The following is a 22,048-nucleotide window of genomic DNA, read 5'->3' as shown; positions in this document are numbered from 1 at the left end:
GCGCCCGCCAAGCCCGGCGATGACGACGTAAGTATGTCAGCCCACTCAAAATCGTTGCTACACCGCGCGTTTCAGCGCGTCGGCGAGGTCGGCTTTCTCCCACGAAAATTCGCCGCAAGGACGTCTTACCCTTTCGACCCCCGCGACGCGAAAACACGGCGCACGTCGAGGTCGTTGGCAAAGATGCTGAGGGCGACGTCGCCGCCCGCCGGCGGCGCGGCGAGATCGGCCGCCGCGCCATATTCCATACGCGCGAACCAGCCGGCGCCACGGACGCGATCCGCAGCAACCCCGAGCACCGCGGCGAGGTCGTCCGATGCGACTGCGGCTTCACCCACCGGCTCCTCCGCGACCGCTGCGGCGCGGCAGCCAAACGTGTACCACCGGTCGTTTTCGGAAAGCCTTATCCTATCGGTACAATTTGAATTTTCTGCGTTTCGAGTGTTTTTTGCGGAGAGGGAGCGCGAGGTGCTCGGCATGGATATTGGTCCTTCCGAAGCCGAGACATTCTGGACGGCATTCCTGCGCAAGCTCGCCCGCCGCGGCTTACGCGGTGTCAAGCTCGTCGTCTCCGACGCCCACGAGGGCATCAAGGCCGCCGTCAGTAAGGTACTCAACGCCACCTGGCAGCGTTGCCGCGTGCACTTCATTCGCGCTGGCGCATGCCGGCAAGAGCGGGCGGCGCGTCGTCTCCGCCTTCATCGCCACCGCGTTTGCCCAGGACGATGCCGAGACCGCACGAGCGCAGTGGCGGAAGGTCGCCGATCAGCTCCGCCCCAAGCTGCCCAAGCTCGCTGGCTTCCTGGATGAGGCCGAGACCGACGTGCTCGCCTATATGACGTTCCCGCCCCAGCATCGAACCAAGCTGCACTCGACCAATCCGATCGAGCGCCTCAACGGCGAGATCAAGCGGCGGACCGAGGTCGTCGGCATCTTCCCCAACGAAGATGCCATCGTCCGTCTCGTCGGCGCGATCCTGCTCGAACAGAACGATGAATGGGCCGTCCAGCGTGCCCGTTACATGACGCTGGAAACCATCGCGCCGTTGAGCGATGATCCAACCGTCAGCCTTCCGGCTATCGCCAGCTGACCTGCCCGGCTCTTGCCGGTGAACGCGGTGACCCGCCGCCAGTTACACCACGCACGGGGACACGATCCTCGATTTCCTCTTTAAGAACGACTCGATTTCGTTTTGAGAACGACTCGAATCTCCATCTAGCTGACACATCTAGCGAATTTCGCCTCGATTTTTTCAACGATTTTCGAGCGCGAAAAAACCGAGGGGGGTCTCTTGCTTCGGCAGCGGCCACCACGCTGCACCCTCTTGCATCGAGATGGGCCGAACTTGCCCAGAAGCTATCTTCAATGCTCGTGGTCTGACTTCTATGTCGGAGATCCGTCAGGTTACTGTTGGTGCGTCGTTGAGATCTCCGCCTTGTGTCGTGGGTCGACGGGGCTTCGCGCGAGCATCCGAGGTGACCGGATCGAGAACCTCGCAGAGAGGCGCGGTCGCGGCCCTGCCACACGATCTGGTTAGCGTTCACAAGAATTCGTCCCGCGGCAATTTTGCGAAGGCGAACGATGTCCAACAGCCTGATCGCGGGGCGACCATCGTCGGTGCTCCGCTACCGGACCCGTAACGGGCCATATCCACACTCAGGATCTCGGGCGATCCGCAGCGGATCGAGCTCGGGCAGCCAGCGCAAGATCGACGCTTGAGCGCTTCCGTGGCACGAGTTGCCCTTGCGCTGTCCGCTCATCTCCTGGATCAATCGGCCAAAGAAGCGATCTGCCGTTCCAAGATCCTCCGCGCAGCTGCCACTCACCACCTCGGCGAAAAGCTCTAGAACAATGTTTCCGACACGTGCGGGCTCGTAAGCGATCGCAATTCCCGTCAGCTGCCAGAGCATGACCGGCGGCATCGCATCGGTGGTCAAGAGCAGCTTCTCGATATAGGCACGATGATCGTGCCGCCACGTGCGCCACATGCTGTCGTTGTACGCAGTCGCAAAGTGCTCTGGCGGCATGGCGTCGACATTGAGCTGATCGAGTTCAATCGTGGCGGTCAACCGTTTGAGAAATTCTTGGACATCTTCCAGCGTCAAGGTCGCGGTCAACATTGCTCACTCTCCTGTTATCGCGGCAATTCAGTTCGCCTCACGCATCTTCGGCGTCCGTGCCGCCTGGATCCGACAGTATTTGCTCAGCTGGCAAGTCCCAAACGCCAGAGGGAAGCTAACCGAGTTAGCTTTTCTCTGGCGAACTTCTCCACACATCTTTGTTTCCGCGCGCAAAACGGATGGCCAGGGGTTGAGCATCAACGACCCGCTGATGTGGAAACCCTCTACCGGGATTGGCAGATACCCTAGGCACCCTAAACGGAGTGTCTGATGGGTTGGACGCGCGCAGCCGAAACACAAGCTCCTTGTGTACCCGAGGCCGCTCGCAACATTTCGCTTCAAGTTGGCTGCAGCGAAGACGTAACCCCCGGAAGCACCGTCAACGAAGTGCACGTGATTAGCTCGCGTGGGTGATGGCACGAAGCACGTAAGATTTGCGGCCAACCGTCGATGCGTTCCAAAAGAGCATGCGCCGACACGGCTGATCTGCGCGAAGCAACCCGCCTGATCCGTCTGTTTGGGATCGAAACCCTGGGCTGATGTCGATTGAGAGGTGCTATCGGCTGGGCGCGGATGCGCCCATTTGCAGTTCTTTACGACGGTAAACTCTCGTCTTGGCGCGCGATGGCCCTAACTTGCCGGTGCCACATTCAGACCGTGTAAGGATCATACGCCATGTCACGTCCGCCCATTCCGCCTTTCAATCGCGAAACCGCCATTCAGAAAGTCCGGCTCGCGGAGGATGGCTGGAACGGCCGCGATCCGGTCCAGGTTGCGCTCGCTTACACCATCGACAGTGTGTGGCGAAACCGCGCTGAATTTCTGTCCAGCCGCGCCGCCATCGAGGCATTTCTGGCACGCAAATGGGCGAAGGAATTGAACTATCGGATTGTGAAGGAGCTCTGGGCCTTCCGACAATCGCATCGCGGTTCGCTTTGCGTACGAATACCACGACGATGCGGGAACTGGTTCAGGGCTTATGGAAACGAGAATTGGGAGTTCGATCCGGACGGTCTGATGCGCAGGCGGGTTGCCAGCATCAATGATGCATCCGATTGCGGAAATGAAACGGACGTTTTACTGGCCGATTGGGCGCAGACCCGATGACCAACCCGAACTCAGCGCCTTCGATTTTTGAATCGTAGATCTTCGCGGGTGCGACCACCTCCCATACGAGAATTTACACAGCTAAACGGCGCTTACGCTCGCATCGCATGCCCCCCTAAAGGCCCCTCGGAGATGGTCGATGCGACCGGATAGAGTTCAGAGCGAGCCGGCCGGCGTAACGACGGGAAAGTCCTTCTCGGGATCGAACACGTTATTGAAAAAGTTCGTCAGAGAGTACATGGCCACCAGCGCGACGATCTCCATGAGGTTCGCATCCGTGTAGCCGGCATCGCGGACGGCTTTCAGTTCGGCGTCAGTGACGTGCCCCCGGCTCTCGATGACTTTGTGGGCGAACTGGACCGCGGCGTCCCGCTTCGGATCGCTGGCATGGCCCTTTCGGGCGAGGATGATCTCGTTACCCGGCAGCTTGGCCATATGCTCGGCCGTGAAGCTGTGAACTGTCAGGCAGTAGTTGCAGCCGTTCACCTCGGAGACTGCGAGGCCGATGCTGTCGCGCGTCTTCACGTCGAGCGCCTTGCTCAAGGCGCCGAGCAGCACGGCCCATGCGTTGAAGGCGATCGGGCTGTGCGCGAACGTCGCCATCATATTTGGGGTGAAACCGATGTTCTTGGTGAACGTCTCAAGAGTCGGCTTCGAATCGGCCGGCACATGTTCCGGCTTTAGAATCGCACATCTTGGCATCGTAGTCTCCGTAAGTTACTGGATTCGTAGAAAATTATGCGAAGTGCAGCACGTCCGCCAGGGGCAGGCGCGGCTTCTGCGGCCAGTTCCCCGGGCGCTCCGGCCCCACCGACAACAACATCACCGGCACTTCGTCATCGGCCAGGCCGAACTCGCGGTGCACCGCTTCGTCATCGAAACCGATCATCGGCGTCGAACCTAGGCCCAGCGAACGAGCCGCGTAGATCATTGCGGCCGTGCCGAAGGTGGCGGAGCGCATTGCCTCGTCGCGCTGGCGCTGCGGCTGATCGAAATACAGACCGCGCGCCGGGATTTCCCATTCCGGCACCATCTTTGCCGGCATGATGCCCGCTTCCACTACTGGCGCCAGGCGCTCCGGAATTGTGCTGGAGTCGGCCAGCTGGCCGACAATAATGAAGGTAACAGCGGCTTCCGTGATCGCGGGCTGATCCCAGGCGATCGGACGCAGCCGAGCTTTTGCTTCGGACGTGCGAACGGCGATAAACCGCCAGTTCTGCAGGTGAAAAGATGTCGGCGCGGAGGTGCCTACACGCACCAGTTCGCGGATTTGCTCGTCGCTCATCGTGGCGGTGGTGTCGTAGTATTTGGCAGAGCTGCGGCTCAAAATACATTCGATAACTTGGTTGGTCATGGCTGTCTTCCATCAGGCGGTGGTTAGGAGCCTCCTTTGCTCCGGGCCAACGCTGGTTTCGAGACGCGGTTTGCTCAATTAAATGCCCAAAGGGATCAAACCGAGGCGGATATCCCATCGGTCCATCCACGACATCGCACGCCGCAGGTTGTCTCGTTGAGGTCGAGCTTCACGTGCTGCAGGTATAGAGGGGCGTCTCGTGGGTCGCTCACGCGAAGGACTGCACTCTTCGGGCCTACGCGCCTAGTTCCTCGCCCAATTTGAACCGAACACGAGACCGCATTACGCGCCCCCGCGCGCCAGACGGCGCCATTCTCCCGGCGTCATCCCCATCTTGTCGGTGAACACGCGCCGGAATGCCGATACGGATTGATACCCGACCGCCCCGGCCACAGCCTCGGTGCTGATCGTCGGCTTCTTCAGCTCGTTGGCGGCCAGGCTCATCCGGATATCGACTAACAGGTCCGCGGCCGAGCGGCCCAACTTTTCCTGAAAGTGCCGCATGAAGGTGGCGCGTGACATGCCGCACAAGTCAGCCAAATTGAGCAGATTCCAGGGCCGGGTCGGATCGGCCAACATGGCTGAAATGGCCGGGGCCAGTCGTGGATGGCCGGCCACCGCCAACAATCCTTCCGGAGCTTGATCGGATTCGCTTGCCGCGCGCAGTGTCAGTGTGAATAGCGCCGAGGAAAGCGCATTGAGGATGGCGTTGCTGCCCGGCTTGTCGCCGGCGGACTCCATCCGCATCAGCCCGACGAGATTGGCAAGGTGGTTCGCGGCGGACCCGACGCCCTCTTCATCATCGCCGTCCATGGCCCGCACCACCAGATCGGTGGGCAGGTAATTGCGGATCAGCCGATCATGGGGCGGCCCGATGAAAAATCGCCCGCACAACATGTCCAGGCGGTCGCCCTGGCCATCATTTGCGCCGAGCATCCATCCGGCCGAACGCTGGCTACTGTACGTTGGCCCCGGCGTATGCCCGCTGCCATCGTGCAGCACGTGCGCCGATCCGTGAGGCAGCAGCACGATATCTCCGCCCACCAATTCCCTGGTCGTCCGTGTCTCCGGATCCTCGATAATGGCGCGGCCCTTGAGCACGACGTGGTAGGGAATTTCATTCGCCGCGGACCGGGGCCAAGCCACACGCCATGGTGCACCGTAGGCGCAGCGGACCTCGAGCTGGCCGGTGATGGTGATCATTTGCAGGAGATGGCTTAGCCAATCGACTTGGGACATAAGATCTCGCTACCTTGCCCGGATCGCGTAGGATAGAGACCCGCCGCACGAGTCCTGAAGACGGACCTGCACTAGCGGTTAGCCGAGTTGCTTTCGGTAAATGATAAAACCCGAGCGTTCGGCGATCCGATCGTAAAGCTGCATGGCGTTGTGGTTGGATTCGTGCGTCGACCAGTACACCCGGGACGCCCCTCGACGTCTCGCCTCGGCATAGACATGCTCGATCAGCGCGCGGCCGACTCCGCCGCCACGTGCGTCGTCCGCGACAAACAAGTCTTGAAGATAGCAGTAGTCGCCCGTCGTCCAGGTGGATCGATGGTAGATCGAATGCACCAGGCCCAATGCCTGTTCACCGACCATGGCGAGCGCTGCCCACATCGGCTCGACCGGGTCCAACAACCGTGCCCAGGTCTTGAGCGTCACCGACTCGGGGATATCCACCTCGTAAAATCGTTGATAGCCCTTCCACAGCGGAAGCCAAATATCAAAATCGTTGTTGGCAATGGCTTTAATCTCGACTGATTGCATAGGATGCTCCTGAAATACCTGTAACGTCCCTACGCCCCGGCGGTCTCCGTAGCAACCGTCATCGCTCCATCCCCTGTGCCGGTTAAGGCTCAATATTCTATCCGTGTAAGTGAGGTGCGAGGAGCGTGAGAAGATGGAGCCGGTGCTCCATAGGTTGACCCCGCTTCAACTCGTCAAACGGGGAGGGCAGAACCGCTCGCCCTCCCCGAGTCCTCACGGACGAACATCGCCAACGTCTCGACCCTCGACGACGCCGTCGCCGTCTTCAACCCGCTGTGCGCCTGTTCAACCCCGAACGCGCGATTGGCTCCTCAGGCGCGTTAAAGACTGACGTCGTTAGCAGGACAGCGACAGCGAGGACCCAGTAGTACCAGGCGTCGAGCTCAGTGAATTTGAAGGCAAACGGAGCGATCACGAACACGGCCCCGACGGCGCGATCGACCCAAAGGTGCAGCCAGTAGGGAATGATGCGGACCAGCCCGGTGGGATGGTCGGTCAGAGCGGCCAAGAGCAGCGCGGCGACACCGACAGCAACCGAAAGCCACATTGCGACCGGTCCGCTCTGGCCGAGCTTCAGCCCGAACGGAGCTGCTATCAAGACGATCGCGACGGGATAATCGATTAGGTAGGCGTGGATAGACTTGGTGATGAAGCGGAACGACATCAGTGACTCCTATGTGTTTGGTTGCTCGAGCGGATCCTTGCGACGCGGCGAATGCAGCCACCCAAGACGACGATCACGCCGCCCTATGCTGGCAAGCACTCCGTACAGCCCCACGGGCCAGCCCGGTTAGACGCCCAGAAAGGTTATGCCGACACGCCAACCATTAGAAATGCCCGGTCGTTATAGTTTCCATTCCACTCGCCCGGCGCCATAGAAGCGGGTTAGTGCGGCGTTGAGAGTCTGCCAGTCCAAGAGCGGAGTGAACCTCAGGCGCACGAGGCGACGATGCTTCAGTGTCCGGCTGTCGAGGCCAGGAAAGACTGGGGAAGATCGCTCGGACCGTACTATACGTCATCCACTTCATTCCCGGGCACCCCACACAGGTTCGCGACGGTTGCCGCGCGTTATGCCGAGAGGCAGCCTTTCGACCTTTGGTGTCGCAGCTGTCAGGCGACCTCCTCGATCACGAGCTCCCTTCCGTTGAACGAGATCGCGGCACCGGCGCGCATGCCCTCCAACTCAGCATAGATCGGTGCCTGGGTGGAGATGCCCCTGATCTCGTTGCCGTCGCACACAAACTTGCCTGTCGACACGGCGATAACGAAAAGCCGTCCGCCGAGCTTCGCGGGTGGGCGTGCGCTCAGGGTCAAGTCCTCCTGCTCGCCTCGAACAGGAACCATGTGCGACGTTCCGCCTCGTCGATCCAGTTTTCGATCAGGCTGGCCGTGGCGGTAACCTTGGATTCGAGCTCGCATTGCGGTCCCGTCAGATCGATCAGCTTCACAGCAATTTCCCCGACGGAACACGAGTTCGATCACTCGTCTGGCTGAGTTCAGAGCATGTTGACGTCAGCGCGCCTTGCCGAGCACGAAAGTGAAGGGAACAGTGAAGAGCTCATCGCCTCGGTCGTCACTGACATGCAGAACCCAGTCACGCCAATCGTCGCGGCTGCGCTCGCAGGTGAAGGATTCCACGACGCGCGTCGCATGATCCCGCGCCTCAGCGAGATCATCCACTACGGCGCCGCAATAGTCGACGAAAACTTTCCTCGTATTGGAGCAATGGAAATAGACCTGGGTCATGTTCGGCCTCTTTCAGTGGGACGACTGCTAACCAGCCGCTGCATCTTCAGCTCTTGGGACCCGCAACCTGTGAGAACGACGCACCTTCCTTCGCTTCAAGACAACATGAGTTGCGCCGGCGGCACGTTGCTCGGATTCAGTCAATGGAAAGGTAATTAGGAAAGAAGACCCTTCGGCGGCGCAAGACACATGAACGCGGCCACCCAGACTGCTGGCCAACTCGTCGACGATCTTTAGCCCGCGACCGCGCACAACGAGATCAGATGCCGAGCCATTGTCAGAGACCGCGCACCTTACGACGTTACCTGCAAGCGGCAACTTCACTTTCGCTTCCGGACGTCTATCGTCGAATCGAGCATGTCGTGCCACATTGGTGAGCAGCTCGGATACGATCAACCCAAGCTTCCAGCAGCGTTCGCCCTCAAGCCGCAAATCATCCGCCGAACACAAGAGACGTATACTCCGCCGGTCCAGTCGGTATTTCGTGATCGAGAAGCAAATATGCTGGAGATACCTTGCCGCGTCGGTCAGGTGCCCAGGATCCGGCATGCGTAGTGCCTTGTGAACATCAGCGTAACCATGCAGGAGGTCTACCACATCGAGGAGCGCGGCCTTGACTGCCACGTTATCCGACTCCACCGCTTTGGCTGAAATCGTGCAGATAGTGCTAGTGAGCTCGTTATTTACTCTGTGGTTCAACTCACGAAGAAGTAGCGATCCATCGGGATCCGGTAACGGTGCAATGTGCTTTGTCATTTCGGGCTCCGTGAGAGATTGGAACGTGGCACCGAGCAGGCGGCAGAACCTTGCTTCCTCTTGATGCTGCTTAGAATGCCTGAGGCAGCTTTCAGTATCTTGTCCATTGCTGATGCATTAGACGGTTGATTTGGGTCGGGTTGGTCGAGAGCAGTAGTCGTCGGTAACTTTGAGCTATTCGCACAGTATGACTGGACGGGCTTGCGCCAGCAGCCGTTTTCAGAGGCTCGTCAAGCGTCGGCGATCAATGAGGCGATGTCCTCGAGCGGACGCCGGCTGAAGTCCTTCGCGAACTCGCCCATGATCTTGCCTCTCAGGTCGCGGTGGAAATGCTTGCGCATCTCCCCCAGGGTTCTGGGGTCGGAGACAAGGACGAGGTGCTCAATGGTCCCGTCCAAGCTGAGCTTGTTTAGGAATGCGGCCGTAGCTGCCGCGAAGTCGTCCTCGTCGAGCCGCCTGCCATCGGGGTTGGCAGAGCCAGCGTGATGGCGCGTACCCGAGCCTGAGTGGGCGGGCGCAGGCGGAGCCGCCGTGATCTCGACCAGGTGCACCCCAGGTTTCACACCCGAATTGCGGAACAGGCGGACCGTCTCGCCGTCAGCGACTGCTACTGTCGTACCGGTAGGTAGAATCATCGAAAGACCTCCTGTTCACGATCCTGCATAAACGCCGGCGGGCTATGATACTTGCATGCCGGGTCTCTGCGGCACCTCTTCGATAAGCTCCTGACGCGAAGCTCCCCAGAGCAGGGCAGTCCCAACGACGGCTGAAACAATCGACGCGGCGAACACGGCGATCTTGGCAGCCGAGACGGCGGGAGCGCTTGGAAACGCCTGCCCGGCGATAAAGAGCGACATCGTGAAGCCGATGCCAGCGAGGGCTCCCGCCCCGGCCAACTGCCGCCACGTGTACTCTGCCGGCTTGATGGCTATGCCTGCGCGCACGGCCGCAGCAGCCGCGAGGAAGACACCGACCGGCTTTCCTATGGCGAGGCCAGCGACGATCGCGGCCATGAGCCAGCCATGCCCAACAAAGACGCCCGGATTGATCGCCACGCCCGCATTCGCCAGTGCGAAGATCGGGAGGACAGCGTAGCTCGACCGCGCGCCGGCGTGCCGCAGCAGCCGGTCGGTGGGCGATTCAAGTCTGTCGTAGATTGCGTCGAGCGCGTGCAGCGCCGGGGTGGAGGGGCCGTGCCTGAGAACCTCACCCTCGTGCCGGGCCTCGGAGGCGATGATGGTGCTGGCCTGCGTCATCAGGGCAGCCAGGTTGGCGGGCGGGCGCGTCGGAACGAACAACGCCAGTACCACGCCAGCCAGCGTCGCGTGGAGACCGCCCGCGTAGACGAACGCCCACAACGCGACGCCCAACAGGATGTAAGGCGAGAGAAGGTAGACTCTCGACCGGCTCATCAGCGCCAGCGCAACGACCACCGCCGCGGCCGCGGCCAGGTAGCCCGGATGGATATCGCCGGAGTAGAACACAGCGACGACGACGATCGCACCGATGTCGTCGACGATGGCCGTCGCGGTGAGGAAGATGCGCAACTCGACGGGAACGCGGGCACCCATCACGGCGATCAAGGCGATCGCGAACGCAGTGTCGGTCGCCATCGGAACGCCCCACCCGTGCGACCACGGCCCCGCAGGGATGACCAGCGCATACAGAAGCGGCGGCACGACCATGCCGCCGAGCGCGGCAGCGATCGGAAGCGCGGCGGAGCAGCGGCTCGCGAGATGACCAACTGTCATCTCGCGCTTCACTTCCAATCCCACGACGAGGAAGAACACCGTCAGCAGGCCGTCGTTGACCCAATGGAGGATGGACATCCGAAAGGCTGCGTCGCCCAAGCTCACGCCGAGCTCCTGGCGCCAGAGCGCTTCGAACGCCGGCCCGATCGGCGAGTTCGTCAGGACGATCGCCGCCACGGTCGCGAGGACCAGCAAAATGCCGGCGGACGGGCCCCAGCTCGCGAAGTCCAGGGCCGCCGTGCGGACACGGTGCCCGAGCGTGCCAAGCATCGCGTCGACGAGAGAGCTCTCGTCCCAGGGCCCGTCGTAGCGCCGGCGATTGATGTAGAAGGTCGGCGTGAACCTCACGCCGCTTGCGCGTGAGCTTGCGATGTCCGCCTCCACCCTCGCCCTCGCGCGCCGCACGGCGTCGCTGTCGCCGAGCGCGAAGTCGGCGTTCACGCCGAGGTCGGCGGCCACCGCGACGAGGTCGTCCTCTGTGAGCTGCATCGACCTCGTCATCAGCTTGATGTGCGCGGACCAGAACGCCTCGGGCGTCTGAGCCAGCTCAGCGAGCTCGGCGGCCCGAAACGAAAGGCTGTTGTCCGTGAGCGGCCTGTGGCGGAAGGCGTAGCCGACGCGGTCGCCAAGTTGGTCGCGTGCTTGCGCGATGCGCTCGTTGGCAGCCCTGCAGTGCGGGCAGGCGTAGCTGCCGTACTCGACGAGCGTGATCTCGGCATCGGCGGGGCCGAGCACGTGGTCCGTCTCGTGGTCGACCGGACGGTCGAGGCGGCCGGGCGGGATCATGAGCTGCATCGCTGAACCGGTCTCCAGGTGTTCGCGCCGGCTACGACGTCGGCACCAGCCGTCGCTGGGTTGATGACGTGGAATACGCCGCCGCTGGGTGACGGCGTGTACGCGATCTCCGTGCCGACGATGCTGCCGGGGAGCCCGGCTGCTTGCACGCGCGGCAAGAAGAGGCGCACCAGCGTGCCGGCACCCCGCTCGCTCTCTATACAGACCGCGCCGTCTCGTCCTTCGGCGAAGCGCTGGACCTGGTGGAGCCCGAGGCCGGTGCCGCTGCCCGCGGGTTTTGTCGTGAAGTACGGGGTGAAGGCCTGCGAGAGGACCTCCTCGGGCATGCCCTCCCCGTCGTCGGCGACGACAATCTCGACGAACCCCCGCGCCGCGCCAGAGGAAGGTTCGACGTTCCGCGCCGCGACGGTGATCACGCCGCCGTCCGGCATAGCATCGGCCGAGTTTCGGCAGAGGTCCAGCAAAGCAAAGTACAGCTCTTCCGGGTCGGCATTGAAGGCCCATAAGTCAGAGGCGATCTCGGTGCGGACTGTGATGTCCGGACGCAACGCCCAGTCAAGCGTTCCCGCTATCGCTGCGAGGCGACTGCCTGCGACAAACCCGTCGATCGACTTGGGGCGCGGTCGCGCGGCGTCGAGGAACTGCCGGCTGAGCAACGCGCCTCGCGTGATCGCCTCCTGCATTTTGCCGACGATCACCTTTCGGTATGCGGCGTCGCTCTGACACTCGAGAAGCCGCAGGCCGCTGCCGATCACAGCGAGAAGGTTGTTGATGTCGTGGACCACGAATTGCGCCACGTCCCCGATCGCCCTCGCCCCCTCCGGCCCGCGGGAGGAGAACACGCCGCGCGTGTCGGACCGTGGGGCGGTCCGGCCCAGGACCCCGGAGATCTCGCCGTCGCGCCCGACGAGCGGGATCTCGACGCACCTGGACGCGATGAGGCCGCTGCCCTCATCGCGGACGCTCCGCACCCTCGCGCTGAATGCGCGCTGTACTCCAAGCGCGACGCCGGCGCTGTCCGCGAGCACGACGACATCCTCCAGCGGAGGGCTCTCGACCACGCCGGGGAAGGAAACGTCGGGTGTCTGTTTGATCTGCATGTCGGACCTCCTGGCTTGCGATCGTTCAACGGAACGCCGACTTCGGCCCGTACACGAGGGCGGGCGACGACAGCTCGAAGAATGAGTCTATGACGGTCTAAAGGAAAATCACCTCTCGCCATGGAGTCGATAGCCGACCGTTATCGGAATGGCTGAGAGACGCTTGGGCGCTGCGGCGAATCTCCATCTGTCTTGTGCTCAACGACTGGGCTTCCCACACTCGTCGATTGAAGTGCCTCATGCCTATCCGATCCAGCGCCGTTGCCCGACGGCCCTGAGGAGGAGCGGCCGGTCCCCGGGGGAAGGACCGGCCGCGGGCGAAACACGGCGAAGGGAGGGATCGCCGCGCGCCGAGCACTTGAGAAGCTGTCCGCCTCCGTGAGGCAAATTGGTGTCCGACGAGGAACGTCGGTGCGAGTGAAGCAATCCAAATCTCAGCAAATCGTGCCGAATGCGTATGCCCTTGGATAGACCACATTCGCGATGAGAAGTTACCTGCGAGCAGCCAAAGAGAACGCGACGTCGCTGATGTCGATCGAGACCGGCACCCTTCGGCTGCGAAGCGCCAATTTGAAAAACGCCCCTGCCAATAGTCAGCCGCACGGTCTTCGAGCTTGAGTCCCACCTGCAGACGAAACTGTTCAACCGAGCCGCAAGCTCGTCCTTAACCCAAGCGACGATCTTCCAACAATCGACGCCATGATACATTGCGCTCTGAGTTGACGAGCTGGTTGACATTTCACCCTAAGCTCCCCTGCCATCCTTCTTACCGAACACGCAGCGCCATGCCGCAAGCCGCTCAGTCGGATGCTGATTCATCCAGTCGGCGAGCTGCGGTGCGCCCATTAGGCAGGACTGCATCGAGACGTCAGCGAAGTCCGAGGTGGTGACGGTCTGCTCGTGGCAATTTGCCGAAGAAGACAAACTGCAGAGCACGGCGATGATCGCGATCATGATAGGATCCCCTCGCCGCGATGGACGTCTGCGCCGATGCGCATATGGCTTGCGGATGCCTTGTCCCGCTGCTCGCGGACGGGATTAGACGACGGAAAGACGCTGTCGTAGATCGCTCGGGCTTCTCGAATAAGGCGAGCTCGCTCCCGCTCGGACTTTGGGACAAATGGAATAACCTCACCCATGTTTTCACTCCTATTATATTACAGTGATCATTCCATCTGGTCCATTTAGGTCCGTTGACGCCGACTTCGAAGCCCCGCGCAGGGAGGGGATAAAAAACTCGTGACGGGGTCGGATGTTGTAAGGCAGCGCTCATTTAGTTCGGTCGAGTCAGCACGGCGCCGCGGCGATCTGCGAAAATCTTCTTCGTGTTGGAGCGGTGGAAATAGAACTGGGTCATGTTCAACCTCGTTCGAATGACACTCCGATTGGAAATAACGAGGCGTTAGCGTCAGGGCTGTCCTCAACCAGACGGCCCGTGGTTATGAGCGGGAAGATGATCATCTGCGGACCTCGTGCTTTGTCATTGTCAGAGAATAGTGAGGGTCAGCTGCCGCATTTCGTCGCGAACAGGTCGTTAAAAGCGTTAATCACGGAATCGAGCGCAGTTAACAACCACGCGCCGTCGACGCGGTCAGCAGCGGCTTGCCGCAGCATCACGGACTTATAAAATGAGGCGGCGTAGGCGCGACAAGTCTTCTCGTTGTCGACCGCATTAGCGGGTTTGCTGTGTACAGTCGCCGAGACCGCGCGAGCGGCGTTAACATCCTTGTTTAACGTGGACTCCGCCGCAAGCCCGGGAAGTGTAGATGCATTGATCAGAGCAGAAGCGATGAGAACAGTCATTCTCCTCATGAGCGGACTCCAGAACGCGAGTTGTTGCGAGGAGATTTACATTTCTGCCGTTCTGTCTTCTATTGCACGCGAGTAGTTCAGGGTACGGCTGTAGTTGCGCCACATAAACCTTGGCTTAGAAAAGGCGAGTGACGGTTTCGGATGCCGGCGGAGCGGCCGCCGCCCTCGCCCTAAAAACTCACGAACAACGCCGGGATTGTAGCCAGCCAAATGCGGATCGCGAAGCTCCAGGAGTTGACGGGAATGTTCGCTACAGTGAACCACTGTTCTGCTATTGACGCGACCACGGTAATGCTTCACCCGAATTTCCCGGCGCTTCGCCAGTTGCGCTCAATTCTCGTGAGCCGATATAGCGACTGAGCCGACGAAACAGTAGCCGCGTCCGGGGATGTTGACGATGAAGCGATTCCCATCCTGACCGTCACGCAACGCGCGACGCAGCACTGACATATGAACCGTGAGGTTGGCGGGCTCAACGAAAACATTGGCCCAAACGCGAGCCATCAAGTCCTGCTTGCTGACCAACTCTCCGTGGCGTGGCCGCCGTCGCCGGGCTCGGGCTCATCTCGATGACCGTGGGCGCCGCCGCGAGGAAGGAGATCTCGGAGGGTCTGCTCGTGCGCGTCCTCGCTGACTGGGACATGGGCGAGGTCGAGCTGCTCGCCGTCTTTCCGGCGCGCAAAGCTGCAAAGCCATCCGCGCGTGCATTCGTCGACTTGCTTGCTTCAAGTACCGTCATGATCTTTCCTTCCGCTCCGAGTTCCCCTCGGGACCAGCGGGCATGGCGCTTATTGACCCGCGTGCGCCGCCGTAGCGAGTAAAGCCGGGCAAATCGCTCCGAATTGCTGCTAAAAAGAAGGAGGATCCGCGTCCGCCGTATCCGGCAGGACCAAGGGACGGCTGGCATTTCTCGGGCGATGGAGTACGATTTCTCCAGGCTGGAGAGAGGCTGCGCGTGTGGCACACGAAGAGCTTGATCAGCCGACTTCAAGCCGAAGCCCGACGCCGGAGTCTGACAGATGGTGCAGCAGTCGCTGAACGTCGCGTACTCGGACGGCAGCTCTCAGGTGTTGTGGGAGGACGGCGAGCGCGTGTTCAGCCGTGGCTGGCGACTGGACGACAATGGCAACCGGCTCGCCGTGCTGCTTGTTGCCCCTGCCGCCGACCAACCGTCCCGCTCAAGACTCGATCGCCTCACGCACGAATACGAGCTGAAAGATGAGCTCGACAGCGCATGGGCGGCGCGGCCGTTGGCCCTCATGCGAGACGCCGGTCGGACCGTGCTGGTGCTCGATGATCCGGGCGGCGAGCCGCTCGACCGTTTGCTCGGTGGGCCCATGGAGGTAGGACGCTTCTTGCGCCTGGCTATTGCTGTTACCTCGGCTCTGGGCAAGCTTCATCAGCGCGGGCTCATCCACAAAGACATCAAGCCAGCTAATATTGTGGTGGACTGCGCGGATGGACACGTGCGGCTCACCGGGTTTGGCATCGCATCGCGCCTGTCCCGCGAGCGGCAGGCGCCCGAGCCGCCCGAGACCATCGCCGGTACGCTTGCCTACATGGCACCCGAACAAACCGGGCGGATGAACCGCTCGATCGACGCCCGCAGCGATCTCTACGCCCTCGGCGTCACTCTGTACCAGATGCTCACGGGCGTTCTGCCCTTAACGGCGGCCGATCCCATGGAGTGGGTGCACTGCCATATTGCCAGAAAGCCGGTGCCGCCAGGGGAGCGGTTAGAGAGTGTCCCAGCGCCCGTCTCGGCGATCATCATGAAACTGCTCGCCAAGACACCCGAGGATCGTTACCAAACCGCCGGCGGTGTCGAGCGCGATCTGCGACGCTGCCTGGCGGAATGGGAAGCGCGCCGCCGCATCGATGACTTCCCGCTCGGCCTGCAGGACACGCCGAACCAGCTGCTGATCCCCGAAAAGCTGTACGGACGAGATCGTGAGATCGCGACGTTGCTTTCCTGCTTCGATCGCATCATCAAGACCGGTGTGCCAGAGTTGGTGCTGGTCTCAGGATATTCCGGCATCGGCAAGTCCTCAGTCGTCGACGAACTACACAAGGTGCTGGTGCCGTCGCGCGGCGTGTTCGCGTCCGGAAAGTTCGACCAGTACAAGCGCGATATCCCTTACGCGACACTGGTGCAGGCTTTTCAAAGTCTCGTCCGGCCTCTCCTCAGCAAGAGCGACACCGAGTTGGCAAGCTGGCGACACGCGCTTCTAGAGGCGCTGGGATCGAACGGGCGGCTCATGATCGACCTCATACCCGAACTCACGCTAATCATCGGAGACCAGCTACCGATTCCTGAGTTGCCGCCACAGCGGGCACAAAGCCGTTTTCAACTCGTATTTCGGCGCTTCATTGGCGCATTTGCCCGACCGAACCAGCCACTGGCGCTCTTCCTCGACGACCTGCAGTGGCTCGACGCGGCGACGCTTGATCTGCTGGAGGACCTGTTGCGGCCAGATCTGGAGCACCTCATGCTGATCGGTGCCTATCGCGACAACGAAGTCGCTGCGGCCCATCCGCTAATGAGAAAGCTCGACGCCATCAAGGCCGCCGGCGGAAAGGTCGCGGAGATCAGGCTGTCGCCGCTCGACCAAGAGCACCTTGGGCAATTGGTTGCGGACGCTCTTCGCTGCGAGTTAGCGCGCGCTGCGCCGCTTGTGAAGCTGGTGCACGTGAAGACCGGCGGCAATCCGTTTTTCGCAATTCAGTTCCTGTCTTCGCTCGTCGAGGAAGGATTACTCACATTCGATTATGATGGCGCGCGCTGGTCCTGGGATATCGACCGCATTCACGCCAAGGGCTACACCGACAACGTCGTTGATCTTATGGTCGGGAAGCTCACCCGCCTGCCGACCGAGGCGCAGAATGCATTGCAGCAGCTGGCTTGTCTTGGAAACATCGCCGAGAGCACAGCACTTTCGATGGTCGTCGGGATTTCGGAGGGGCAGCTCGATACGACTCTGTGGCCGGCCCGCCATCAGGGGTTAGTCGAGCGTGTGGCAGGCGCTTACCGGTTCGTCCACGATCGCGTTCAGGAGGCCGCCTATGGGCTGATCCCGGAGCAACTGCGCGGCGAGGCGCACCTTCGAATAGGGAGACTGCTCGCGGCGCATACGCCTCCCGAAAAACCGGAGAAGGCGATTTTCGATATCGTCAATCAGCTCAATCGTGGGGCGAGCTTAATGACCTCGATGCAGGAGCGCGAACAGCTCGCCGCGCTCAATCTGCTCGCGGGCGAGCGCGCCAAAGCCTCAACTGCGTACGTCTCGGCGCTGAACTATCTCACCGCCGGTGCCGCGTTGTTGGCGGAGGATTGCTGGGTGCGCCGGCGCGAGCTCCCCTTCGCGCTGGAACTGAATCGGGCCGAATGCGAGTTCCTGACCGGTGCGCTGGCGGAAGCGGAGCAGCGCCTGGAAGCGCTTTCGGCTCACGCCACAGATCCGGTCGAGCGAGCGACCGTCGCGTGTCTGCGCGTGGATCTGTACGTGACCCTCGATCAGAGCCCCCGCGCGGTCGCCGTCGGTCTCGATTTCCTCCGGCATCTCGGCATCGAGTGGTCGCCGCATCCGACGGCAGAGGAAGCGCGCCGCGAATACGAGCGGATCTGGTCAACCCTCGGAGACCGGCCGATCGAGGCGCTTGTCGAGCTGCCTTTGTTAAGCGACCCGGCATCCCTCGCAACCCTCGAGTTTCTGACCAAGCTCGCGTTGCCTGCCTTGTATACGGATGCAAACCTGCTTTCCCTAGTCAGCTGCCGGGCAGTCAACCTTAGCCTCGAGAGTGGCAACTGTGACGCATCGAGCTTGGCCTATACAGTGCTTGGCTTCGTCGCTGGGCCACGCTTCGGCGACTACCAGGCCGGATTTCGATTCGGGCAGCTCGGCTATGATTTGGTCGAAAAGCGAGGCCTAAAGCGCTTCCAGACCAGGATTTATTTCAACTTTGGGAGCTTGGCGATTCCTTGGACGAGACATATCCGGGGCGGCCGCGATCTGGTGCGTCGCGCGTTCGAAACCGCAAACCAAAGCGGTGATCTCAATTTTGAGGCGTCCTGCTACACCCACCTGAACACAAACCTTCTCGCAGCGGGCGATCCACTCGATGAGGTGCAACGCGAAGCCGAGCGCGGTCTCACGTTTGCGCTGAAGATGCGCTTCCGTCTGGCCATTGACCGCATCCGAACCCAACTCGGATTGGTTCGGACTCTCCGCGGCTTGACGCCGACATTCGGCTCATTTGACGAAGAGGGCTTCGATGAGCATCTCTTCGAACACGGTTTGGCAAATAATCCAGGTTTGGCGCTGGCCGAGGGCTGGTACTGGATCCGCAAGATGCAGGCGCGCTTCTTTGCCGGCGACAACGCGGGCGCCCTCGAGGCCTCAGGGAGGGCGCAACGGCTGCTGTGGACATCACCATCAATGTTCGAAACGGCGGAGTTTAGCTTCTATGATGCGCTTGCTCATGCGGCGTCATGCCATCGCGCCCCTCCCGAGGAGAGGCAGCAACATTTTGAGGCTCTTGTGGCCCACCACAAACAACTCGAAGTATGGGCGGAACACTGTGCGGAAAACTTCGAGAACCGCGCTGCGTTGGTTGGTGCGGAGATTGCCCGGATTGATGGCCGCGCGTTCGATGCCATGAACCTTTACGAACAAGCCATCCGTTCGGCACAGGCAAACGGCTTTGTCCACAACGAGGCGCTCGCCAACGAGTTGGCGGCGCGCTTTTACACCGCGTGCGGCTTCGAGCAAATCGCGCACCTATATCTGCGAAACGCCCGCGACTGCTACCTGCGCTGGGGCGCGGACGGCAAGGTGCGCCAACTCGATGCGATGTATCCGCGCCTCAGAATGGAAGAGCCCGCACCTGCTTCGACAAGCACGATCGCAGCGTCGATCGAGCAACTCGACCTCGCAACGGTGATCAAGGTGTCGCAGGCCATATCGGGCGAGATCGAGCTGGAGAAGCTGCTCGCAATTCTTATGCGCACGGCGCTTGAACAGGTCGGTGCTGAACGAGGCTTGTTGATTTTTTCACGCGGGGCTGAGCAGCGGATCGCCGCCGAAGCCACGACCGATGGCGATTTGGTGACCGTGCATCTGCACGACGAGGACGTGGCTGCGACAGCGCTGCCGGAGTCGGTGCTCCACTATGTCCTGCGTACCCGGGAAAGCGTTTTTCTCGACGATGCGTCATCTCACAATCTATTTTCTGCCGATCCCTACATCGTTCAGCGTCGCGCGCGTTCCGTTCTTTGTCTACCGTTGATCAACCAGCGAAAGTGCATCGGCATTCTCTACCTTGAGAACAATCTCACCCCGAACGTGTTCACGCCAGGCCGCGTCGCTCTATTGAAGGTGCTTGCGTCGCAGGCGGCGATCTCGCTCGAAAACTCGCGGCTTTATGACGACCTAGCGGATCGGGAAGGGAAGATTCGGCGTTTGGTCGACGCCAACATCATCGGGATCTTCATCGCCGACCGCGAAGGTCGGATTATTGAGGCCAATGACGCGTTTCTACGTCTCGTAGGATATGGCCGTGAAGACTTGGTTTCGGGCCGCGTGCGCTGGACCGAGCTGTCCCCGCCCGAATGGCGCGAGCGCGACGTACTCTCCCAGGCTGAACTAAACTCAACCGGCATCGTTCAGCCCTTCGAGAAGGAGTATTTTCGGAAAGACGGCAGCCGCGTTCCGGTGCTTGTGGGCGCCGCGCTGTTCAAGGAAGTAGGCGACCGCCTTGCGTTCGTCCTCGATCTGACCGAGCGCAAGCGGGCCGAGGACCGGCTGCGCCGCAGCGAAGCCTGGCTAACCCAAGCACAGAGGCTAAGCCGTAGCGGAAATTGGGTCTATAGTGCGACAACGAAGCTGTATATTTATTGGTCCGACGAGAGCTACAGAATCTGGGGGTTTGATCCGCTGCAGGGCCTTCCAAGCCGTGAGGATATGCGGCAACGCATCCACCCAGACGATCGAGACCGAGTGAGGGAAGCAGTTCAAGAAGCAGTGCGCCAGAAAACGGATTTCACAGCCGAGTTCAGAATCTTACTTCCTGATGGAACAGTCAAATACCTTGAATCAACCACCCATCACCTGTTTTCTTCCGAGGGCGCGCTGTTGGAGGGTATGACCTCAACCGTCGATGTGACGCAACGCAAGCGTACCGAGCTAGCCTTGCGTGAAAGCGAGCGAAGTTTGCGCTCGGCGATTGACGGGATACCGGGCCTCGTTGCGATCTTGGCCCCGAATGGTGACCTCGAAGCCGTAAATCGTCAGATCTTTGAGTATTGCGGCCAGTCACTGGAAGAGCTGAGGAACTGGGGCACAAATGGAACGATACATCCCGATGACCTTCCCCATCTCGCTGAAGTCTTCACAAAATCGATCGCCGCCGGCGTTCCCTATGGGACCGAAGCACGCGTGAGGCGCTTCGACGGCGAATTTCGTTGGTTTGAGATCCGCGGCATTCCGGTCCGGGATGCCTCCGACCGCATTGTTCGCTGGTATTCTCTGCTGACTGACACCGAAGATCGCACACAAGCGTTAGCGCGGTTGCAGCAGATGCAGTCAGATTTTGCCCACATCAACCGCGTGAGCATGATGGGAGAGTTAGCAGCGTCGCTGTCGCACGAAATCGCGCAACCGATCGCCAGCGCACGCAACAACGCCCGGGCGGCCCAGAATTTTCTGAAGATGCAGCCGCCGGACCTGGGCGAGGTCAGGGAAGCACTTTCCTGTATCGTCGGAGATGCTGGTCGGGCCGGAGAAATCATCGATCGCATCCGAGAGCAAATCAAGAAAAGGCCGCCGCGAAAAGAGTGTTTTGATCTCAACGTGGCAATCAAGGAAGTGATCGTATTGGCTCGAAGCGTGACCCTCAGGAATGGCGTTTCGGTCCAGACTCGGCTTACGGAGGGACTACTTTCGGTTCCGGGGGATCGCGTTCAGCTGCAACAGGTCTTGCTGAATCTGATTCTGAATGCGGCTGAAGCAATGGGTTCGATGGAGGAGGGGGCGAGAGAGCTGTTGATCAGCACAGAGGAGGATCAAGCAGGTGTCGTCGTGGCCGTGCGCGATTCCGGACCGGGCGTTGATCAGGAGCATCTCGACCGGGTCTTTGACGCCTTCTACACCACGAAGCCCAGTGGAACGGGCATGGGGCTGTCGATCTGCCGGTCTATCATCCACGCTCATGGCGGCAAGCTATGGGCGGAGGCGAACGAACCCCGCGGCGCCGTGTTCCAGTTCACCTTGCCGGGAGCGGAACGGGAGCTCAGGACCCCTCCTCAGGCGAGCCTGCCGACCTGAGAGCCGCGCAAACACATCGTGTGAGATGGTCCTCATCCACCGGCTTACGTAGGTAACACAAGACCCCATCGTTCAGGGCGCGAGCCCGGTCAGCATCATTGGGAAAGGCCGTCACGAGAATTGTCGGTATCGCGTTGCCCGTGTCGATAAGGCGCCGGTAGAGTTCGAGCCCGGTCATGGCAGGCATATGGATGTCGGCGATCAGGCAGGCTGTTTCGGCAAGCCGCGGGGAGGCGAGAAAATCGGCCGCAGACGAGAAAATGTCGACCGTATAGCCGAGCGATCTCATGAGCCTGAACATGGACTCACGAAGGAACCGATCATCTTCAACGACCGAAACCAGTACCTTTTTCATTATACCGCCCATGGCCGTTCGCTGGACGCGTCTGCGGGCATACAACTATCCAATTATAGTGAC

The 22,048-nt window shown here is 60.9% G+C and carries 22 protein-coding genes and 2 pseudogenes; 4 read left to right on the top strand and 20 right to left on the bottom strand.

The features are described from left to right. Positions 1-125: 125 nt before the first annotated feature. Positions 126-338 carry a hypothetical protein gene (locus NL528_RS11630; protein ID WP_309182804.1) on the bottom strand — a complete coding sequence of 71 codons (213 nt, stop codon included), beginning with the start codon at positions 336-338 and terminating at the stop codon, positions 126-128. Positions 339-462: 124 nt separating this feature from the next. Here NL528_RS11630 and NL528_RS11625 point away from each other — a divergent pair. Further along, a pseudogene (locus NL528_RS11625) lies at positions 463-1,090 on the top strand (IS256 family transposase); the annotation flags it as partial. A gap of 535 nt (positions 1,091-1,625) precedes the next feature. Here NL528_RS11625 and NL528_RS11620 read toward each other — a convergent pair. Together NL528_RS11620 and NL528_RS11615 are read right to left on the bottom strand one after the other, a co-directional pair. After that, on the bottom strand, positions 1,626-2,120 hold the full coding sequence (locus NL528_RS11620; protein ID WP_309182803.1) for a hypothetical protein: 495 nt from the start codon (positions 2,118-2,120) through the stop codon (positions 1,626-1,628). 27 nt (positions 2,121-2,147) lie between these two features. Next, positions 2,148-2,564, bottom strand: coding sequence for a DUF3095 family protein (locus tag NL528_RS11615; protein WP_309182802.1), 417 nt, complete (start codon positions 2,562-2,564; stop codon positions 2,148-2,150). A gap of 231 nt (positions 2,565-2,795) precedes the next feature. Here NL528_RS11615 and NL528_RS11610 point away from each other — a divergent pair, with 231 nt between their 5' ends. Further along, entirely contained in the window at positions 2,796-3,227 is a 432-nt protein-coding gene (locus tag NL528_RS11610) for a DUF1348 family protein (RefSeq protein ID WP_375144004.1), read from the top strand. 156 nt (positions 3,228-3,383) lie between these two features. On the opposite strand, the gene NL528_RS11605 is transcribed toward NL528_RS11610, so the two are convergent. The 16 genes and pseudogenes from NL528_RS11605 to NL528_RS11530 form a co-directional block, all read right to left on the bottom strand. Beyond that, the gene (locus NL528_RS11605) at positions 3,384-3,929 is read right to left on the bottom strand and encodes a carboxymuconolactone decarboxylase family protein (protein ID WP_309182801.1); all 546 of its coding nucleotides are present in this window, start codon (positions 3,927-3,929) and stop codon (positions 3,384-3,386) included. 34 nt (positions 3,930-3,963) lie between these two features. Beyond that, complete coding sequence (locus NL528_RS11600) at positions 3,964-4,581, bottom strand: nitroreductase family protein (RefSeq protein ID WP_309182800.1); 618 nt, start codon at positions 4,579-4,581, stop codon at positions 3,964-3,966. A 282-nt stretch (positions 4,582-4,863) separates the two neighbouring features. Beyond that, positions 4,864-5,820: an AraC family transcriptional regulator gene (locus NL528_RS11595; protein WP_309182799.1), complete on the bottom strand. Its 957-nt coding sequence runs from the start codon at positions 5,818-5,820 to the stop codon at positions 4,864-4,866. A gap of 78 nt (positions 5,821-5,898) precedes the next feature. Beyond that, positions 5,899-6,348, bottom strand: coding sequence for a GNAT family N-acetyltransferase (locus NL528_RS11590; protein WP_309182798.1), 450 nt, complete (start codon positions 6,346-6,348; stop codon positions 5,899-5,901). A gap of 265 nt (positions 6,349-6,613) precedes the next feature. Next, positions 6,614-7,012 carry a hypothetical protein gene (locus tag NL528_RS11585; protein ID WP_309182797.1) on the bottom strand — a complete coding sequence of 133 codons (399 nt, stop codon included), beginning with the start codon at positions 7,010-7,012 and terminating at the stop codon, positions 6,614-6,616. A gap of 446 nt (positions 7,013-7,458) precedes the next feature. Further along, a complete protein-coding gene (locus tag NL528_RS11580) occupies positions 7,459-7,662 on the bottom strand; it encodes a hypothetical protein (RefSeq protein WP_309182796.1) in 204 nt (67 codons plus the stop codon). Then, positions 7,659-7,757, bottom strand: a pseudogene (locus NL528_RS11575) (DNA starvation/stationary phase protection protein); the annotation flags it as partial. The gene NL528_RS11580 and the pseudogene NL528_RS11575, both read right to left, overlap by 4 nt. 103 nt (positions 7,758-7,860) lie before the next feature. Beyond that, entirely contained in the window at positions 7,861-8,094 is a 234-nt protein-coding gene (locus tag NL528_RS11570) for a DUF6894 family protein (RefSeq protein WP_309182795.1), read from the bottom strand. A gap of 27 nt (positions 8,095-8,121) precedes the next feature. Next, a complete protein-coding gene (locus tag NL528_RS11565; RefSeq protein ID WP_309182794.1) occupies positions 8,122-8,850 on the bottom strand; it encodes a sensor histidine kinase in 729 nt (242 codons plus the stop codon). A gap of 230 nt (positions 8,851-9,080) precedes the next feature. Continuing rightward, positions 9,081-9,485: a host attachment protein gene (locus NL528_RS11560; protein WP_309182793.1), complete on the bottom strand. Its 405-nt coding sequence runs from the start codon at positions 9,483-9,485 to the stop codon at positions 9,081-9,083. A gap of 42 nt (positions 9,486-9,527) precedes the next feature. Next, positions 9,528-11,396 (bottom strand): Na+/H+ antiporter NhaA, encoded by a 1,869-nt coding sequence (gene nhaA / locus NL528_RS11555; RefSeq protein WP_309182792.1) that lies wholly within the window; start codon positions 11,394-11,396, stop codon positions 9,528-9,530. Further along, on the bottom strand, positions 11,384-12,496 hold the full coding sequence (locus tag NL528_RS11550; protein ID WP_309182791.1) for an ATP-binding protein: 1,113 nt from the start codon (positions 12,494-12,496) through the stop codon (positions 11,384-11,386). Before NL528_RS11550 ends, nhaA begins: the two co-directional genes overlap by 13 nt. A 744-nt stretch (positions 12,497-13,240) precedes the next feature. Further along, entirely contained in the window at positions 13,241-13,450 is a 210-nt protein-coding gene (locus NL528_RS11545) for a hypothetical protein (protein ID WP_309182790.1), read from the bottom strand. After that, positions 13,447-13,635 carry a hypothetical protein gene (locus tag NL528_RS11540; RefSeq protein ID WP_309182789.1) on the bottom strand — a complete coding sequence of 63 codons (189 nt, stop codon included), beginning with the start codon at positions 13,633-13,635 and terminating at the stop codon, positions 13,447-13,449. The genes NL528_RS11545 and NL528_RS11540 overlap by 4 nt, the downstream gene beginning before the upstream one ends. A gap of 364 nt (positions 13,636-13,999) precedes the next feature. Next, a complete protein-coding gene (locus tag NL528_RS11535; protein ID WP_309182788.1) occupies positions 14,000-14,308 on the bottom strand; it encodes a hypothetical protein in 309 nt (102 codons plus the stop codon). Between the two features lie 330 nt (positions 14,309-14,638). Next, a complete protein-coding gene (locus NL528_RS11530; protein ID WP_309184867.1) occupies positions 14,639-14,812 on the bottom strand; it encodes a winged helix-turn-helix domain-containing protein in 174 nt (57 codons plus the stop codon). A 32-nt stretch (positions 14,813-14,844) separates the two neighbouring features. Between NL528_RS11530 and NL528_RS11525 the strand changes: the two genes are divergently transcribed. After that, positions 14,845-15,129 (top strand): hypothetical protein, encoded by a 285-nt coding sequence (locus NL528_RS11525; RefSeq protein ID WP_309182787.1) that lies wholly within the window; start codon positions 14,845-14,847, stop codon positions 15,127-15,129. A 198-nt stretch (positions 15,130-15,327) separates the two neighbouring features. Continuing rightward, positions 15,328-21,630 (top strand): AAA family ATPase, encoded by a 6,303-nt coding sequence (locus NL528_RS11520; protein ID WP_309182786.1) that lies wholly within the window; start codon positions 15,328-15,330, stop codon positions 21,628-21,630. Here NL528_RS11520 and NL528_RS11515 read toward each other — a convergent pair. Further along, complete coding sequence (locus tag NL528_RS11515) at positions 21,596-21,985, bottom strand: response regulator (RefSeq protein WP_309182785.1); 390 nt, start codon at positions 21,983-21,985, stop codon at positions 21,596-21,598. The two genes, NL528_RS11520 and NL528_RS11515, sit on opposite strands and share 35 nt — an antisense overlap. Between the last annotated feature and the right edge of the window lie 63 nt (positions 21,986-22,048).

It is taken from the genome of Bradyrhizobium sp. Ash2021, assembly GCF_031202265.1.
Taxonomy (GTDB): domain Bacteria; phylum Pseudomonadota; class Alphaproteobacteria; order Rhizobiales; family Xanthobacteraceae; genus Bradyrhizobium.
Note: the sequence above shows the minus strand (reverse complement) of the source record. Positions and strands in the feature narration are given on the sequence as shown.

Excerpts from the sequence above, each read along its gene's own strand:
- NL528_RS11620 (WP_309182803.1), bottom strand. The coding sequence starts at position 2,120 with ATGTTGACCGCGACCTTGACGCTGGAAGATGTCCAAGAATTTCTCAAA.
- NL528_RS11610 (WP_375144004.1), top strand. The coding sequence starts at position 2,796 with ATGTCACGTCCGCCCATTCCGCCTTTCAATCGCGAAACCGCCATTCAG.
- NL528_RS11605 (WP_309182801.1), bottom strand. The coding sequence starts at position 3,929 with ATGCCAAGATGTGCGATTCTAAAGCCGGAACATGTGCCGGCCGATTCG.
- NL528_RS11600 (WP_309182800.1), bottom strand. The coding sequence starts at position 4,581 with ATGACCAACCAAGTTATCGAATGTATTTTGAGCCGCAGCTCTGCCAAA.
- NL528_RS11595 (WP_309182799.1), bottom strand. The coding sequence starts at position 5,820 with ATGTCCCAAGTCGATTGGCTAAGCCATCTCCTGCAAATGATCACCATC.
- NL528_RS11590 (WP_309182798.1), bottom strand. The coding sequence starts at position 6,348 with ATGCAATCAGTCGAGATTAAAGCCATTGCCAACAACGATTTTGATATT.
- NL528_RS11585 (WP_309182797.1), bottom strand. The coding sequence starts at position 7,012 with ATGTCGTTCCGCTTCATCACCAAGTCTATCCACGCCTACCTAATCGAT.
- NL528_RS11570 (WP_309182795.1), bottom strand. The coding sequence starts at position 8,094 with ATGACCCAGGTCTATTTCCATTGCTCCAATACGAGGAAAGTTTTCGTC.
- NL528_RS11565 (WP_309182794.1), bottom strand. The coding sequence starts at position 8,850 with ATGACAAAGCACATTGCACCGTTACCGGATCCCGATGGATCGCTACTT.
- NL528_RS11560 (WP_309182793.1), bottom strand. The coding sequence starts at position 9,485 with ATGATTCTACCTACCGGTACGACAGTAGCAGTCGCTGACGGCGAGACG.
- nhaA (WP_309182792.1), bottom strand. The coding sequence starts at position 11,396 with ATGCAGCTCATGATCCCGCCCGGCCGCCTCGACCGTCCGGTCGACCAC.
- NL528_RS11550 (WP_309182791.1), bottom strand. The coding sequence starts at position 12,496 with ATGCAGATCAAACAGACACCCGACGTTTCCTTCCCCGGCGTGGTCGAG.
- NL528_RS11545 (WP_309182790.1), bottom strand. The coding sequence starts at position 13,450 with ATGATCGCGATCATCGCCGTGCTCTGCAGTTTGTCTTCTTCGGCAAAT.
- NL528_RS11540 (WP_309182789.1), bottom strand. The coding sequence starts at position 13,635 with ATGGGTGAGGTTATTCCATTTGTCCCAAAGTCCGAGCGGGAGCGAGCT.
- NL528_RS11535 (WP_309182788.1), bottom strand. The coding sequence starts at position 14,308 with ATGAGGAGAATGACTGTTCTCATCGCTTCTGCTCTGATCAATGCATCT.
- NL528_RS11530 (WP_309184867.1), bottom strand. The coding sequence starts at position 14,812 with ATGGCTCGCGTTTGGGCCAATGTTTTCGTTGAGCCCGCCAACCTCACG.
- NL528_RS11520 (WP_309182786.1), top strand. The coding sequence starts at position 15,328 with ATGGTGCAGCAGTCGCTGAACGTCGCGTACTCGGACGGCAGCTCTCAG.
- NL528_RS11515 (WP_309182785.1), bottom strand. The coding sequence starts at position 21,985 with ATGAAAAAGGTACTGGTTTCGGTCGTTGAAGATGATCGGTTCCTTCGT.